At 39.9% G+C, this 13,680-nt stretch carries 16 protein-coding genes and 1 tRNA gene; 8 read left to right on the top strand and 9 right to left on the bottom strand.

Annotated elements, in window-relative coordinates; translation table 11 throughout:
- Positions 1-75: 75 nt before the first annotated feature.
- The 4 genes from G6Q06_RS00925 to G6Q06_RS00910 all read left to right on the top strand — a co-directional run bounded on the left by G6Q06_RS00925 (position 76) and on the right by G6Q06_RS00910 (position 4,194).
- Complete coding sequence (locus G6Q06_RS00925) at positions 76-786, top strand: 5'-methylthioadenosine/adenosylhomocysteine nucleosidase (protein ID WP_163565419.1); 711 nt, start codon at positions 76-78, stop codon at positions 784-786.
- A complete protein-coding gene (locus G6Q06_RS00920) occupies positions 783-1,892 on the top strand; it encodes a DUF354 domain-containing protein (protein WP_163565418.1) in 1,110 nt (369 codons plus the stop codon). The genes G6Q06_RS00925 and G6Q06_RS00920 overlap by 4 nt, the downstream gene beginning before the upstream one ends.
- Positions 1,893-1,992: 100 nt before the next feature.
- Positions 1,993-3,048: an NAD(P)-dependent alcohol dehydrogenase gene (locus G6Q06_RS00915; protein WP_205435746.1), complete on the top strand. Its 1,056-nt coding sequence runs from the start codon at positions 1,993-1,995 to the stop codon at positions 3,046-3,048.
- A gap of 87 nt (positions 3,049-3,135) precedes the next feature.
- Entirely contained in the window at positions 3,136-4,194 is a 1,059-nt protein-coding gene (locus G6Q06_RS00910; protein ID WP_163565417.1) for an NAD(P)-dependent alcohol dehydrogenase, read from the top strand.
- Positions 4,195-4,249: 55 nt separating this feature from the next.
- On the opposite strand, the gene G6Q06_RS00905 is transcribed toward G6Q06_RS00910, so the two are convergent.
- The 4 genes from G6Q06_RS00905 to pyrF all read right to left on the bottom strand — a co-directional run bounded on the left by G6Q06_RS00905 (position 4,250) and on the right by pyrF (position 8,203).
- Positions 4,250-6,175 (bottom strand): hypothetical protein, encoded by a 1,926-nt coding sequence (locus G6Q06_RS00905; protein WP_163565416.1) that lies wholly within the window; start codon positions 6,173-6,175, stop codon positions 4,250-4,252.
- 268 nt (positions 6,176-6,443) lie between these two features.
- Positions 6,444-6,632, bottom strand: a complete 189-nt coding sequence (locus G6Q06_RS00900) for a type II toxin-antitoxin system HicB family antitoxin (RefSeq protein WP_205435702.1) — start codon at positions 6,630-6,632, stop codon at positions 6,444-6,446.
- A gap of 73 nt (positions 6,633-6,705) precedes the next feature.
- Entirely contained in the window at positions 6,706-7,518 is an 813-nt protein-coding gene (gene panC / locus G6Q06_RS00895; protein WP_163563887.1) for a pantoate--beta-alanine ligase, read from the bottom strand.
- Between the two features lies 1 nt (position 7,519).
- A complete protein-coding gene (gene pyrF, locus G6Q06_RS00890) occupies positions 7,520-8,203 on the bottom strand; it encodes an orotidine-5'-phosphate decarboxylase (RefSeq protein WP_205435699.1) in 684 nt (227 codons plus the stop codon).
- A gap of 67 nt (positions 8,204-8,270) precedes the next feature.
- On the opposite strand from pyrF, the gene kdsA reads away from it, so the two are divergent.
- From kdsA to G6Q06_RS00870, 4 genes are all read left to right on the top strand, one after another.
- Positions 8,271-9,113 (top strand): 3-deoxy-8-phosphooctulonate synthase, encoded by an 843-nt coding sequence (gene kdsA / locus G6Q06_RS00885; RefSeq protein WP_163565414.1) that lies wholly within the window; start codon positions 8,271-8,273, stop codon positions 9,111-9,113.
- The gene (ribH, locus tag G6Q06_RS00880) at positions 9,100-9,573 is read left to right on the top strand and encodes a 6,7-dimethyl-8-ribityllumazine synthase (protein ID WP_163534284.1); all 474 of its coding nucleotides are present in this window, start codon (positions 9,100-9,102) and stop codon (positions 9,571-9,573) included. Before kdsA ends, ribH begins: the two co-directional genes overlap by 14 nt.
- Positions 9,573-9,974, top strand: coding sequence for a transcription antitermination factor NusB (gene nusB / locus G6Q06_RS00875; protein WP_163565413.1), 402 nt, complete (start codon positions 9,573-9,575; stop codon positions 9,972-9,974). The genes ribH and nusB overlap by 1 nt, the downstream gene beginning before the upstream one ends.
- A gap of 65 nt (positions 9,975-10,039) precedes the next feature.
- A complete protein-coding gene (locus G6Q06_RS00870) occupies positions 10,040-10,393 on the top strand; it encodes a hypothetical protein (protein WP_163533011.1) in 354 nt (117 codons plus the stop codon).
- On the opposite strand, the gene G6Q06_RS00865 is transcribed toward G6Q06_RS00870, so the two are convergent.
- The 5 genes from G6Q06_RS00865 to rplT form a co-directional block, all read right to left on the bottom strand.
- Complete coding sequence (locus tag G6Q06_RS00865) at positions 10,371-11,267, bottom strand: YihY family inner membrane protein (protein WP_240329132.1); 897 nt, start codon at positions 11,265-11,267, stop codon at positions 10,371-10,373. The genes G6Q06_RS00870 and G6Q06_RS00865 overlap by 23 nt on opposite strands.
- Complete coding sequence (locus G6Q06_RS00860; protein ID WP_163565412.1) at positions 11,260-12,102, bottom strand: biotin synthase; 843 nt, start codon at positions 12,100-12,102, stop codon at positions 11,260-11,262. The genes G6Q06_RS00865 and G6Q06_RS00860 overlap by 8 nt, the downstream gene beginning before the upstream one ends.
- A 16-nt stretch (positions 12,103-12,118) precedes the next feature.
- A tRNA-Sec gene (locus G6Q06_RS00855) sits at positions 12,119-12,216 on the bottom strand.
- Positions 12,217-12,250: 34 nt separating this feature from the next.
- The gene (locus G6Q06_RS00850; protein ID WP_163533013.1) at positions 12,251-13,102 is read right to left on the bottom strand and encodes an outer membrane protein; all 852 of its coding nucleotides are present in this window, start codon (positions 13,100-13,102) and stop codon (positions 12,251-12,253) included.
- Between the two features lie 213 nt (positions 13,103-13,315).
- Positions 13,316-13,678: a 50S ribosomal protein L20 gene (gene rplT, locus G6Q06_RS00845; protein ID WP_163533014.1), complete on the bottom strand. Its 363-nt coding sequence runs from the start codon at positions 13,676-13,678 to the stop codon at positions 13,316-13,318.
- Positions 13,679-13,680 lie beyond the last annotated feature (2 nt).

The raw sequence follows: 13,680 nt of genomic DNA, 5'->3' as shown, positions 1-13,680 counted from the left end.
TTAGATTTTAGCTTATCGCTACTAATGGATAGCTTAATGTGTTAAAATAAACTAATCATCAACACAAGGAGCAAAATGCCTACTTTTAAAACCATTGGAGTTATGGGAGCGATGCAAGAGGAGATCACCCCGCTTTTAGAAATATTTAGCCAGCATAGAGCAGAAAAAGTAGGCAATAACACTTTTTATATTATTCCCTTTAAAAACACCACCCTGATTTTAGCCTATAGTAAAATTGGCAAGGTACATGCCGCCACAACGGCTAGCATTATGATTTTACGCTATGGTGTGGAGGCGCTTATTTTTAGCGGCGTAGCGGGGGGTTTGGCCACTGATTTAGAAATTAACGATCTAATCTTAGCCACTAAACTTTGTCAGGCAGATGTTAATTTAAGCGCCTTTGGGCATCCCTTAGGCTTTATCCCTGAGAGTAGCGTATTTGTAGAAAGTAATAGTACCCTGAATGCATTAGCTAAAGATGTGGCGCACTCTTTAAATATAGAGCTTAAAGAGGGCATCGTGGCCACTTGCGATCAATTTGTAAATAACCCTGAAATCAAACAAACATGGCATAAAATCTTTGGCGCGGCTGTGGTGGAAATGGAGGGGGCTAGCATGGCTTGTATTTGCCGGGATTTTAATATCCCCTTTTGTGTACTTAGAAGTGTGAGCGATAAGGCAAATGGAGAAGCCCCCGCTGATTTTGATCTCTTTTTACATGAAAGTGCTAAGATTAGCGCGCGTTTTGTTTATACGATGTTAGAAAGATTAGTGAAATCGCTTTGATTTGGCTAGATATTATTGATCCTAAATATGTTTTATTCTTTAAAGAATTACTCCCCTTATTGCAAACAGAAGTTCTTATTACAACCCGCAGTAGCCCTAATTACCAAGAAACCCGCGCGCTTTTAGACCTTTATCACATGCCTTATTTATGCTTTGGCGGGCGGGGGGAAAGTTTAGAGCAAAAGTATACAGAGCGTCTAAGGCGTAGCCGCTGGTTTTTAAAACTTTTTGCCAAAAAGCGCCCGGATTTATTGCTAGTGGGTGCAAGTGTAGAGGCTATACAAAGTGCTTTTGCTTTACAAATCCCTATTGCCTACTTTTTAGACACCCCAAGCTTAGGTTCTAAGCCTCATAATAAACAAGAGATCATGCCACCTACAAAACTAGCTAAACTCAGCGCCCCCCTAGCAGATGTGATCTTTGCTCCTTTCATCGTGCCTCTTGAGGCTTATAAATTAGCAGGTGCACAAGAAGTGATCTTCTATCCCTTTATTGATCCGGTATTGTGGTTAAAAGAGCCTAGTGAGATAGATTTTAGAAAAACCTGTGGTTTAAATTGCAACCGCCCCACTCTTTTATTGCGCCAAGAAGAACAAGCCCACTATGTATCTACTCCTACAACCCTATTTTATGAAAGTATCCCTGTTTTAAATGAATTAGATGTTAATTTGGTAATCCTCCCGCGCTACAGTGCTAAACCTCTTAAAAAAGCCTTTGGCCACCTTAAAAATGTGATCATCTTAGAACAAAAATTTAGCGCCCCTAATTTATACGCCCATAGTGATCTCATGTTAGGCGGAGGGGGAACGATGAATTTAGAAAGCTGTTATTGTGGTTTGCCTACTCTGTCTTTGCGCTCTTTATGGCTCTACCATGATCATTATTTACTCAAACACCAATTAATGGCACACGCTAAAACCGTGCCTGAAGTCCTTCATTTTGTCCAAAATGCTTTATTGCCCTATCAAAACCAAGATGTCAATACAGTCCGCAAAAGTATCCAAGCAACAAACCACGCTAAAGCTAAAAAAGCTTTTATTAAAGGCGTGGTTAATTTTGATTTTCTATTCCAAGTCCCTTTATTAGCTAAGTATTTTGGTAGATGATTTTTATTAGCATTTTTATAGTAAAATCGCGCGCGGGCTAGGACATTAGCTCTTAAAAAATATTTAAATTTCAATGAATCTTAAAAAGAAAAAAGGAGACATTATGATACCAGCCAAAGGTTTTGCCATTTTTTCTAAAGACGGAAAATTTCAAGAACACCGCTTCAACCGCCACGCTCTAGGTAAAAATGATGTTTTAATTGATATTCACTACTGCGGGATTTGCCATAGCGATTTACACGCGGCTTATGGCGAATGGGGAGATGTGTTTGCGATTTATCCGATGATCCCCGGGCATGAAATTGTGGGAGTTGTTACAGCCGTAGGTTCTCATGTACAGAAATTTAAAGTAGGCGATCGCGCTGGAGTGGGTACTTTTGTCAATTCCTGTAAACAATGTAAACATTGTGTCAATCATAGACAAATGCTTTGTGAAAAGACGGTTTATACTTATGCCTGTTTAGATCATTTCCATGATAATGAGCCCCACATGGGCGGGTATTCTGATTGTATCGTGGTAGATGAGGATTATGTGATTAAAATCCCTAACGATGCGCCCTTTGAAAAGATCGCGCCTTTATTTTGTGCCGGGATCACCACTTATTCGCCTTTAAAATTTGCACAAGTCAAAGAGGGCACTAAAGTAGGCATCGCTGGTTTTGGCGGTTTAGGGCACATGGCACTCAAATATGCTTTAGCAATGGGTGCTGAGGTGAGTGTGTTTGGAAGAAGTGAGGCTAAAAAGGAAATGGCGATGGATATGGGCGCTAAGCACTATTATAGCTCTGTTAAAAATGCTAGACATGCGGAGTTAGATTTTATTCTCTCTACCATTCCAACTAACTATGAAATTGCAGATTATATGCGCTGCTTAGATCATGGCGGGGAATTAGCCATTGTGGGTTTGCCTCCCTTTAGCGTAATTCCTAGTGTTAATGCCTTCCAATTAGTTATGGACCCTAATAAAAAAGTTTATGGCTCTGCGGTGGGCGGAATCAAAGAAACCCAAGAAATGCTAGATTTTTCTATCGCGCATAATATTTACCCAGAAATTAAACTCGTTGAGGGAAAAGACATTGATCAAGTTTTCTACGATCTGACTCACTCTAATGCTTTATTTAGACATGTTATTGATATGAAAAAATCTTTTGCTTAGTTAGTAGTTTCACACAAAGCGCTAAGGATTAACTTTTTAGCGCTAGAATGGCCCCCTTAGCCTATTATTTTTTATCAAAGGATACACATGGAACGCATTAAAGCCAAAGGTTTTGCCATTTTTTCTAAAGACGGCAAATTTAAAGAGCATGATTTTACTAGACATGCAATGGGTGAAAAAGATGTTGTGATTGATATTCACTACTGCGGGATTTGCCATAGCGATATCCATGCGGCTTATAGCGAATGGGGAGAGGGGATTTATCCGATGATCCCCGGGCATGAAATTGTAGGGGTTGTAAGCGCTGTAGGCTCTCATGTACATAAATTTAAAGTAGGCGATCGCGCTGGAGTGGGTACTTTTGTCAACTCTTGTAAACAATGTTCTAATTGTTTAAACCACCATGAAGTACTTTGTGAACAAGGAAAGGCTGTTCATACTTATAACTGTCCGGATTACTTCCACAACAACGAACCCCACATGGGCGGGTATTCTAATTGTATCGTGGTAGATGAGGATTATGTGATTAGAGTACCTAATGACGCCCCTTTTGAAAAAATCGCGCCCTTATTTTGTGCCGGGATCACCACTTACTCCCCTTTAAAATTTGCACAAGTCAAAGAGGGCACTAAAGTAGGCATTGCGGGCTTTGGCGGATTAGGGCATATGGCATTTAAATATGCTTTAGCCATGGGAGCGGAGGTAAGCGTGTTTGCAAGAAGTGAATCTAAAAAAGAAATGGCAATGGATATGGGCGCTAAACATTACTATAGCTCTGTTAAAGACGCCAAACATGCCAATTTAGATTTTATTCTCTCTACAATCCCAACTAGCTATGATTTAACAGATTATGTGCGCTGTCTGGCTTATGGCGGGGAATTAGCCATTGTGGGTTTGCCTCCCTTTAATGTGATGCCAACTATCAGTATTGCCCAACTTGTTTTTGATCCAAACAAAAAGGTTTATGGCTCTTTGGTAGGCGGAATCAAAGAAACCCAAGAAATGCTAGACTTTTCTATTTTGCACAACATCTACCCAGAAATTAAACTCGTTGAGGGTAAAGATATTGATTCAGTTTTCTACGATCTAACCCACTCTAATGCTTTATTTAGACATGTCATTGACATGAAAAAATCTTTCAAATAAGTTTAAATCTTAAAAGTGTTTGCCCGCATAGAGAGTTTTCTCTCCAAAGGGCGGATTAAAATCTATACGGGTCATAAACGCGGCGAATTCTTGCTCTCTTTCTTAAGTGGCGGTGGACAGTAGCCCAAAAACTAGAGGCACGCCATAAAATTAAGCGATCGTATTGGATAAAAAACCCGCTTGCTTGCACGCCTTGTTGCATCTCAAAATTAATAGGTGCATGCCCAGTTACTCCTATTTGCCAGTTAATATTGTGTTTAATCAAGGGAATATCAGCCCCTACTTTAACAATATTTGCCCCAAACTGAAAACGCAAACCTAAATCTAAATCAAAATCATAAGAAGCCCGCCAAATATCACTTTGCGCGCTTAGATCATAATTCATGCTCCCCCCAGATAAACCCACAAAAAGCCCATAAAACACGGCCGTATTGCCTTTAGGCGCGTTAAAATCCCAATACAGATCAGCGCCTAGATTAACAGATACATCTTGTAAGTTTCTAAGCACATTCATGCCAAAGTTTTGCTGTCTAAAAAGCGGGCTTGCTATATAGCCATAACCCACTGAGCCCTGAATAGAGTAGCCAAAATGTTTACTAAAGAAAGATTGATAGCCTAGCAAGAGTGAGCCGTTATAACTTCTATTGGCATAGGGTTTAGTGAAGCGGTTGATTGTTGTCATCATAGGCGTTAAACTCGTTCTTGTGGTGTCTACTGCCTTAATGGCGTCTGCAAAGTTTTTGTAATTAAAACTTAAAGTATTAGGGGTAGTCATAGTGGGGGCAGGCTGCATGGCTGAGCTAGCGGGGATAAGCATTTGTGAGCCATTATTAGAAAGTTGTTGATCAAATAATTGGATAAAAGTTCGGTAATCATCAATTAATTCTTGTCTTTGCGCACTATTGCCAGCCACTAAACCAGCCATATAACTAAACCAACTCATCGTTTCAGTAAAATATGTAAGCATCTGCTCTCTAGTCTCTGTGCTCAAACTGCATTTAGGCTCATAAAAGCATGGCCATATGCTTATATATTGTTTATCACTTAAATCGCTAGCTATTTTACTTGAATCATTACTCGTACATGACCCATTAGAGCATGTATAAGTTACTCCAGTTAGATTTTTACCAGCACTCACTGCACTATTGTATGTAGCTTGCGAATAACTCCCAGTGAATGGCCAAGAATCAGGTCTTTCTATATTTTTTAAACCGCTCATAATATTATTAATATCAGTTGTAACCTCCCCTAAAGCTTGGCTAGATTGAACCCCCGTAGTTTTATCAGAAACATCTTTAATAGCCTGACCTATAGCATTTCCTAAGGCGCTATTAGCTGTTTCATATTGTGTTTTATCTGTATTATATTGGCTTAACTTATTTTGATACTCTGTTTTTGCTTTGTCGTAATTCTGCTGTTGTGTGCTTATCGCGTTATTATAATTATTTACCTCAGTGCTGATTTGTTTACTAAGACTTTCAATTTCTGACAACATAGAGGCATATTTAGAAAGCACGCCTTGATTTTGGCTACTATCAGCATGGGCATCAATATAGCCCTTTAAATCCGCCATTGTACTTTGAATTTGCGCCTCAAGTGTGGGTAAATCTGCAATATCAGATAGAGAAATACTAGTACGAGAGGTTAGGCTTTGATTATCAATTTCAGCCTGTAATAAAAGATTATTTAGATTAGTCAGCTCATTTAAAGCCTGCGTGATATTTGAATCAAGGCTATTAACCCACCCTACAACAGAGGGCGGGTATTTGTCCTTGCTATCTAGGGTAGGCAAGCTAATCGCGTTTTTGTCTAAAGCACAGATAGGGCAGGGGACTTGGGATTGGCTACTTAATTGTTCGTTGTTCATACCATACTGAGCGCCCACAAATAACCCGTTGCGGATGTCAAAATCAGTAGCCAAGCCTTTGCTTGGGATCAAACCAGCCAACACTAATAAAACTAATCCTATCGTCCTAACCATGAAAAAAATCCACACTTAAGTACTCTGGTATTATATTACCAATTAGGTAACAAAGAGTAATCTATGAGTAATCTATGAGTAATCTATGAGTAATCTATGAGTAATCTAAAGGTCTAATGAAATATTTACAAATCTTATAGCGCGCTTGGTAATTTTCTTAAGTTAGGTCTTATAGGGGTGTAAAATTTCACTTGAATAAAGGGTAAAACTTGTCAAACCTGTAAGTCTAGGCAGATCAGCCATTAATAGCCACTTTAATAGCAACTTGCTAAATCTTTTTATTAGAAATAAGAACTAACGCATCAGCTCTCAAACTTTCTAAATAAAGCTCAATAGCTTCTTTGATGTTTTTTAGAATTTCCTCGTAAGTTTTTCCTTGCGTCATGCAACCTTGCAAGGTAGGCACATAGGCAAAATACCCAAACTCATCTTTTTCAATAATGGCATTTAAAAGCATCATGCTGCCTTTAAGTGAATTTTCTAAATTGTAAATAGATTTTAGCGCTTATAAAATAAATCTTTAGCTCTCATCACACCCATAAATTATCTAATAAACGCACAGCCCCTACTTGAATCGCGCATAAAATAAGGGTTTTTGTTGGTTGTATTTGATCTAAGGGCGTTAAGTGGTGATCACAGATACTTAAATAATGCACCTTCAGCCCTTCTAAGGTCTCTAAACCTAGTTGGATTAAATTAGCGCACTGATTTTCGTCTGCTTGGATAGCTTTTTTAATGCGCATTAAGGCCTGAGGGAGTTTAAGCGCGCTTTGGCGTTGCTCTTGGCTTAAATACACATTGCGCGAGCTTAAAGCTAGCCCATCAGAATCGCGCACAATCTCACAAGGTACAATTTCTATCTCTAAAAATAAATCAGCCACCATATGCTGGATAATTAAAAGTTGTTGGGCGTCTTTGCGTCCAAAATACGCCCGCTTCGGGCGCACTAGATTAAAGAGTTTAAGCACCACCTGTAAAACGCCCTCAAAATGATGTGGGCGCGCATCATTTTCAAAACCTAGCAAGTAGGGGGGCGGTTGGAGAGTGATTTTCTGTTTAAAAGGATAAATTTCGCTAGGTTCTGGGGCAAAAACAGCGCTTACCCCTAGATCTTCACACAGTTCTAAATCAGCTTGCAGCGTTCTAGGGTATTGGTTGTAATCCTCATGGGGGCCAAATTGGGTCGGGTTAACAAAGATAGAAACAATCACGATCTTATTTTGCGCCCTAGCCTTTTGAATCAAGCTAGCATGCCCGGAGTGTAAAGCCCCCATTGTAGGTACAAATCCAATTTCTTGGCCTCTAAAGCTAATAAGATCACTCCCCCTAGTGCAAAACTCCATGTTATTCTCCTATCTTTTCTAAAATCTTAATGGTGATTTGTAGAGGGTTAGAATCGTTATAAATCGGGCGGCCAATAACAATAAAATCAGCTAGGGCGCGTTTAGCATCTTCTAAATTACCCACCCGTTTTTGATCGTCTAAAGAATATGTAAAGGGGCGAATGGCAGGGGTTAGAGTTAAAAAATGCGTGCTAGTAGCCTGTTTAATGGCCTTACTTTCAAAAACAGAGCACACCACGCCGTCTAAACCACTTTTAAAACAGATTTGTGCGAGGTGTAAAACTTGATCTTGCAGAGGCATATGATAAATTTGTTCTACCTGAGACTCTTCTAAACTCGTTAAAATACTCACCCCCATTAAAAGGGGGGGTTTTTCTAGCGCGCGCATTTTTTCTACCACACCTACTAGCGCCTCACTCCCGGCACTGGCATGTAAAGTGATCATATCCACACCTAATTTAGCACACTCTAAAGCGGCCTTTTGCATGGTAGAGCTGATGTCATGTAATTTTAAATCTAAAAAAATTTTAAAGCCTAAGTTTTTAATTTCTTGAATAAATTGTGGCCCCTCGCGGATAAATCCTCTTAAACCTAGTTTGACCCATAGATTTAACCCTTGGAGTTGTTTTAATAAATCTAGGCATGCACGCTTATTGTCTAAATCTAGCGCCAAACACAGCTGCATCATATCCCTTTTTTAGCAAAAACAAACTACAATGTCCCATTATACACCACATTATTAAGGAAAGAGTTTGGCTAAATGCGTCTTGATCGCTGGCCCTTGTGTGATTGAGGAAATGTCTGTATTAGAATCTATTGCCAACGCTCTTAAACCTCTAGCAACAGACCCTAGAATTGATTTTTACTTTAAAGCTAGTTTTGATAAGGCTAATCGCACCAGTTTAGAGAGTTACCGCGGACCTGGATTGCAAAAGGGTTTATCAATGCTAGAGAGTATCAAGAATAAATTTGGCTATAAACTCTTAACAGATATTCATGAAAGCGCACAGGCAGGTAGAGTAGCTGAAGTAGTAGATGTGCTACAAATCCCGGCGTTTTTATGCCGCCAAACTGATTTAATTGTTGCAGCCGCACAGACTAAGCGGATTTTAAATATCAAAAAAGGGCAGTTTATGCACCCTAAAGACATGCAATATAGCGCGCTGAAGGCATTAAAAACCCGTGCTAAAAATTATAAAACCCCCCATTATCAAGCGTGTTTAGAGCATGGGATTTATCTTTGTGAGAGGGGGGCTAGTTTTGGGTATGCTAATTTGGTGGTGGATATGCGCTCACTTGTGATCATGCGCGCCTTTGCCCCAGTGATCTTTGATGCCACCCATAGCGTGCAAATGCCCGGAGGTGCTGGGGGTAAAAGTACGGGGGATAGTTCTTTTGTACCCTTTTTAGCTAGGGCAAGTGCAGCAGTGGGAGTAGATGGGTTTTTTATGGAAACCCATATCGATCCTAAAAATGCTTTAAGCGATGGGGCTAATATGATTGATGTTGCGCATTTACAACCTTTGATAGAGGATTTATTAGCCCTGCAAAGTTGCCCACAACACTATTTAAAGGATGTTCATGGCGGCATTTAAAAGCATTGAAGGGGCATTGAATTTACAAGGGCATGAAAGAGTGGCGATCTTGGCCTCTCGTTTTAATCATTTAATTAGCGATAGGCTTATAGAAGGCGCACTAGATAATTTTAAACGGCATGGAGGCAATTTAGAAAATCTAAGCGTGATTAGAGTTCCGGGGGCTTACGAATTGCCCTTTGTATTAGATAAATTGCTTGTTTCTAAAAAATACGATGGGGTATGCGTGCTAGGCGCACTTATTAGAGGGGGAACACCGCATTTTGATTATATCAGCGCAGAGGCTACAAAGGGCATTGCTAACACCACTTTAAAATACGGGTTGCCTGTTAGCTTTGGCTTACTCACTACAGAGAATATAGAGCAGGCATTAGAACGCGCCGGGAGTAAAGCGGGCAATAAGGGTTTTGAAGCGATGCAAACCTTGATTGAATTACTTAATCTCTATACGAAGTTATAATGGCTACTAGAAGTCAAGCTAGAGAAGCGGTTGTGGGCTTATTGTATGCCTATGAAAGCGGGAATGAAGCGGTGTTAGAAAAGGCCTCTGATTTTTTAAACCAAAGAAAGATCAAAAACGCCCAACAACAATTTGCTTTAGAACTTTTAAAAGGGACATTAGATCGCTTAGAAAGTTTAGATCAAATTTTACAGCCCTTATTAAAAGATTGGCCTATAAGGCGTATTGGGAGTATGGAAAGGGCGATTTTGCGCTTAGGGGCTTATGAAGTGCTTTATACGAGTACTAAGCCTCCCATTGTGATTAACGAGGCCATTGAATTAGCCAAACAATACGGCGAAGATCAAGCCCCTAAACTTATCAATGCCATTTTAGATGTTTTAGCCAAACAAAAAGCCTAATACCCTTTTAAAGGATAAACATGGACAATAAAAAATTAAAAGCCTTATATTGGAGATAATCAGCTATGTTAACTAAAAAGCAATTTCAAGAATATTTCACAAACGATTTTAGAAAACCCAAGGAGCAAGAGAGTTGCCCTTTTGAAAAAATAGACCCCCATGACATAGAGCATATTATAAAATACATGGGGGACTTTAAAGCGCTTGCCTATAAAGAAAATAAGTCTCTGTATCGCCGTTTTAAAAAACTTGAAAATATCTTAAGAACCAAGTGCCTAACCAAACAGCAACAAAACATCGTAGTCATGCAGTTATATCTTTTCTTTGATAAAATCTTTAGAACAAATAGCTTTAATAATAAAGCTCTTAGAGAGAAAGTAGCAGAGTGTAGAGAGCTTACCCGTTGCTATCTTTTTTAATGCAATTATCTTTGGCATTAAAACGCTTTAGTAAGGGTTTACTATTCTGATCACACACCTCACACCCATACATGCCAAAGAGCAAAAGTAGCCAAGAAACATAAATATAAGACATTAAAAACCATAGGATAGAAATTGAGCCATAGAGTTCGTGGTAGGTGCGGTTATAAAGCACATAATAAACAAAACCCCATTTCATCAAATTCCAACAAATGCTCGTGATAAAACTCCACACAAGAGACCATGAAAGCCGTTTAAAGGTTTTATTAGTGGGGATAAGAAAGAGTAAAACAAAGAAAACATAAGAACCTAGCCAATGTAAAAAAGAGAGTTGCCACCCTTGTGCTAAATCCTGCATTTTAAGATCATAAATTAGAATACAGGGTAAAACAAGCATGAACACAATCCCCGTACCAAATCCCCAAAAAACAAAAATCCTTTTTCCTTTAAAAGTGAAGTAATCGCGCGGTTCGGCATTAAAAATTTTAGAGGCGATGTAGCGGTAGTTTTCACAGAATAAAAAGAAGGCAAGGGCAATAAAGGAAATTTCTACAATGCCTAAAGCGCGGTTATTTTGCATGAAGGATTTAAAAAAAGAGCGGGTTACTTTGATAAAATCCGGGCTATCTGGAAAAAGCAATTTTTCTACTTCAAAGGCTTGGGAAAAGGGGCTAACAAAAACTAAAGCAATAAAGAGCAAAATAGGAGAGAGGGAGAGAATGGTATAAAAGCTTAGTGAGGAGGCATAATAAAAAAGCGAGGCCATTTCCTCAAAGCGTTTTTTTATGCGATCAGAAGTTAAGGCACTGCAGGCATAAAAGAAACCCAAAATGCCTTTAAAAATTTGTTGTATGTGCTCTAAAAGCCTACCCATCACAGCTAGTAGCAATGCTTAGGCCATACTCTTTAAGCATTTGTAGATCGTGATGAGGGGAATCACCTTTAGTGGTGAGATAATCCCCTAAAACAATGGCATCCACGCCGTACTCAAAAATCTCTCTTTGGTTCTTGCCAAAAACCACCTCGCGCCCCCCAGCCACCATTAAGCGCGTTTTTGGGAGAAATTCCCTCGCTAAAATTAGACACTCTAGGGCTTCTTCTTGGCTTAAAACCGGCTCTTTAATGGGCAAAGAAGGGTTTGGGATAAAAAAGTTAATAGGGGTGGTAGCGGGGGTAAGAGATCGCAAAACTTTTAAAAGTTCTATGCGATGTTCTATACTCTCCCCTAAGCCAAAAATCCCCCCCGAACACAAGCTCAAACCCGCCTCAAGGGTGTTTTCACAAGTTTGATAACGCTCTTCCCAAGGGTGGGTGGTGCAGATGTTTTTGAAAAACTTTTCTGAGGTTTCTAAATTGTGGTTGTAGCTATCTATGCCGTGTTGCTTGAGAAATTTTAAAGAGGATACATCAGCGCGCCCGCAACAAGCAATTAAATGCAGATGCGGGATTTCTTGCTTAATGGCTTGGGCTAATCTAGCGATATACTCGCATTTTTGTAAGTCTAAATCACGCCCAGAGGTTACCAAACAAAAGCCAAGCGCGCCTAATTGATGTAATCTCTTAGCCTCTTGCACAACTTCCTCAGTCTTTTTAAATTTATAACGGCGGATTTTGCCTTGATGGTGAGAACTTTGGGTGCAGTAAGCACAATCTTCGCTACAATCCCCGCTACTCACATTAGAGATAGAGCATAAAAAAATCTGTTGCATGTAAAAAACCTTAGATTGGCAAGAGAGCCAAAGAATCGAACTTCGCAGCGCCTAGAACACCTAAACGCTCTTTGGGTTTGAAGCCCAAGGCACACACCAGTGTTGCTTGCTCTCCATAAGAGCCCCTATAAGGGGCAAAAGTAAAATCTTAGAAGTCAACGAGATAGCGCCAGTAGAAAGCAAAGTCGCGTTGTAAAGTTGCTTTAAAGGGAAGACCGGCGGGGATATCACCTAAAGCGGTGTAGTAGTTAGTGCGGATAAGCGGAATTTTAATGCCCACTTCAAAGCCATTATGCCTTGTGCCAAAGCGAATCCCGCCATTAAGGAAGAAGTTAAAACTAGAGATTCGCATATGCCCAGCATAAGTTTGCATTAACTCTTTATAATACCAGTTCATAGGACCAAAAGAAGATCCACCAATGGCAGCCCCAGCAAAGAAACCAAAATGGAAATTTTCTTTATTGAAAATTTGGGGGTTAAAAAGGACATCTGTCCCTACGCCGTAGGCAAAAATATTGGTAGGGTGATACATGCTATTGTTCCAGTTGCTATTAGGATCAATGCTTTTAAAGTAGCGGTAATCAGAAGCGTTATAGTCAAAAAAGCCATAATAACGCATTCCAAGCTCAGGCAACTTTTTAAAGAAGTGCTTGTACCCAACCACAATCCCAAAACCATTACTCACATGGTTGCGAGCATTTATATTTCCTTTAAAGGTGTGTTCACCCATGTTGCCATAACCGGTTTTTCCACCTGTCTCACTACATTGCTCCGCGTTTGCACAAGCCTGTTCAGTGGAGGTAAACATACCCAGTTGGTAATCTGCGCCTACAAAAAAGGCGTTCCTCTCCCCGCGCCCTGAGCTAGAGGCTCGCATTTTTTTAGAGATCCGCACATGCTGAGCATGTTTGTGATCAGACTTCTTCGACGGGGACTGCGGGCTCTCTGCAGCACCTAGAAGTGCTGTAGCTAAGGGAATGGCTATTATTGTTCTTTTCATTAGGTTCCTTCAGTTTAAATGGATTTCTAGCGCCAGAATTCTAGCATTATGCTATTAAAAAAAACATAAAAATACAAAAACTAACCAGAAAAAAATAATATTATAAAATTAATTTTTATAGCAATCACGACGAAACCGGCAAATGCCTTTTCTTGCAAACCACCCCCCTTTAAAAAGGGGGCGTTTTTTATTCCAATCCAAGAATCAGAGTTTTTATGCACTGGGTGATAAATGGGCTTTAACCTGCTCTATCAGATTAGAAAAGGCCGGCATATCATTCATTGCCATATCGGCTAGGATTTTTCTATCTAGTTCTATGCTACTGCTTTTAAGCGCGTGCATGAAGCGCGAATAACTCGTGTTGTGCATGTGGCAAGCGGCGTTGATTCGCACAATCCACAAACTCCTAAAATCGCGTTTTTTCTGCTTGCGATCTCTAAAAGCGTAGCACAAACTGCGTTCAAGCTGTTCTTTGGCTTTTCTAAAATGTTTCCTACGCCCGCTATAAAACCCTCGGGCTTGCTTTAGAACTTTCTTGTGGCGGCGATGGCGCACCACTCCGGTTTTAACTCTCATAA

Source organism: Helicobacter suis (genome assembly GCF_902196135.1).
GTDB lineage: Bacteria > Campylobacterota > Campylobacteria > Campylobacterales > Helicobacteraceae > Helicobacter > Helicobacter suis_A.
This window is presented reverse-complemented; position numbering and strand designations above follow the sequence as displayed.

Coding starts and splice junctions, on each gene's coding strand:
- G6Q06_RS00925 (WP_163565419.1), top strand. CDS start 76: ATGCCTACTTTTAAAACCATTGGAGTTATGGGAGCGATGCAAGAGGAG.
- G6Q06_RS00910 (WP_163565417.1), top strand. CDS start 3,136: ATGGAACGCATTAAAGCCAAAGGTTTTGCCATTTTTTCTAAAGACGGC.
- G6Q06_RS00905 (WP_163565416.1), bottom strand. CDS start 6,175: ATGGTTAGGACGATAGGATTAGTTTTATTAGTGTTGGCTGGTTTGATC.
- G6Q06_RS00900 (WP_205435702.1), bottom strand. CDS start 6,632: ATGCTTTTAAATGCCATTATTGAAAAAGATGAGTTTGGGTATTTTGCC.
- panC (WP_163563887.1), bottom strand. CDS start 7,518: ATGGAGTTTTGCACTAGGGGGAGTGATCTTATTAGCTTTAGAGGCCAA.
- pyrF (WP_205435699.1), bottom strand. CDS start 8,203: ATGCAGCTGTGTTTGGCGCTAGATTTAGACAATAAGCGTGCATGCCTA.
- ribH (WP_163534284.1), top strand. CDS start 9,100: ATGGCGGCATTTAAAAGCATTGAAGGGGCATTGAATTTACAAGGGCAT.
- nusB (WP_163565413.1), top strand. CDS start 9,573: ATGGCTACTAGAAGTCAAGCTAGAGAAGCGGTTGTGGGCTTATTGTAT.
- G6Q06_RS00870 (WP_163533011.1), top strand. CDS start 10,040: ATGTTAACTAAAAAGCAATTTCAAGAATATTTCACAAACGATTTTAGA.
- G6Q06_RS00865 (WP_240329132.1), bottom strand. CDS start 11,267: ATGGGTAGGCTTTTAGAGCACATACAACAAATTTTTAAAGGCATTTTG.
- G6Q06_RS00860 (WP_163565412.1), bottom strand. CDS start 12,102: ATGCAACAGATTTTTTTATGCTCTATCTCTAATGTGAGTAGCGGGGAT.
- G6Q06_RS00850 (WP_163533013.1), bottom strand. CDS start 13,102: ATGAAAAGAACAATAATAGCCATTCCCTTAGCTACAGCACTTCTAGGT.
- rplT (WP_163533014.1), bottom strand. CDS start 13,678: ATGAGAGTTAAAACCGGAGTGGTGCGCCATCGCCGCCACAAGAAAGTT.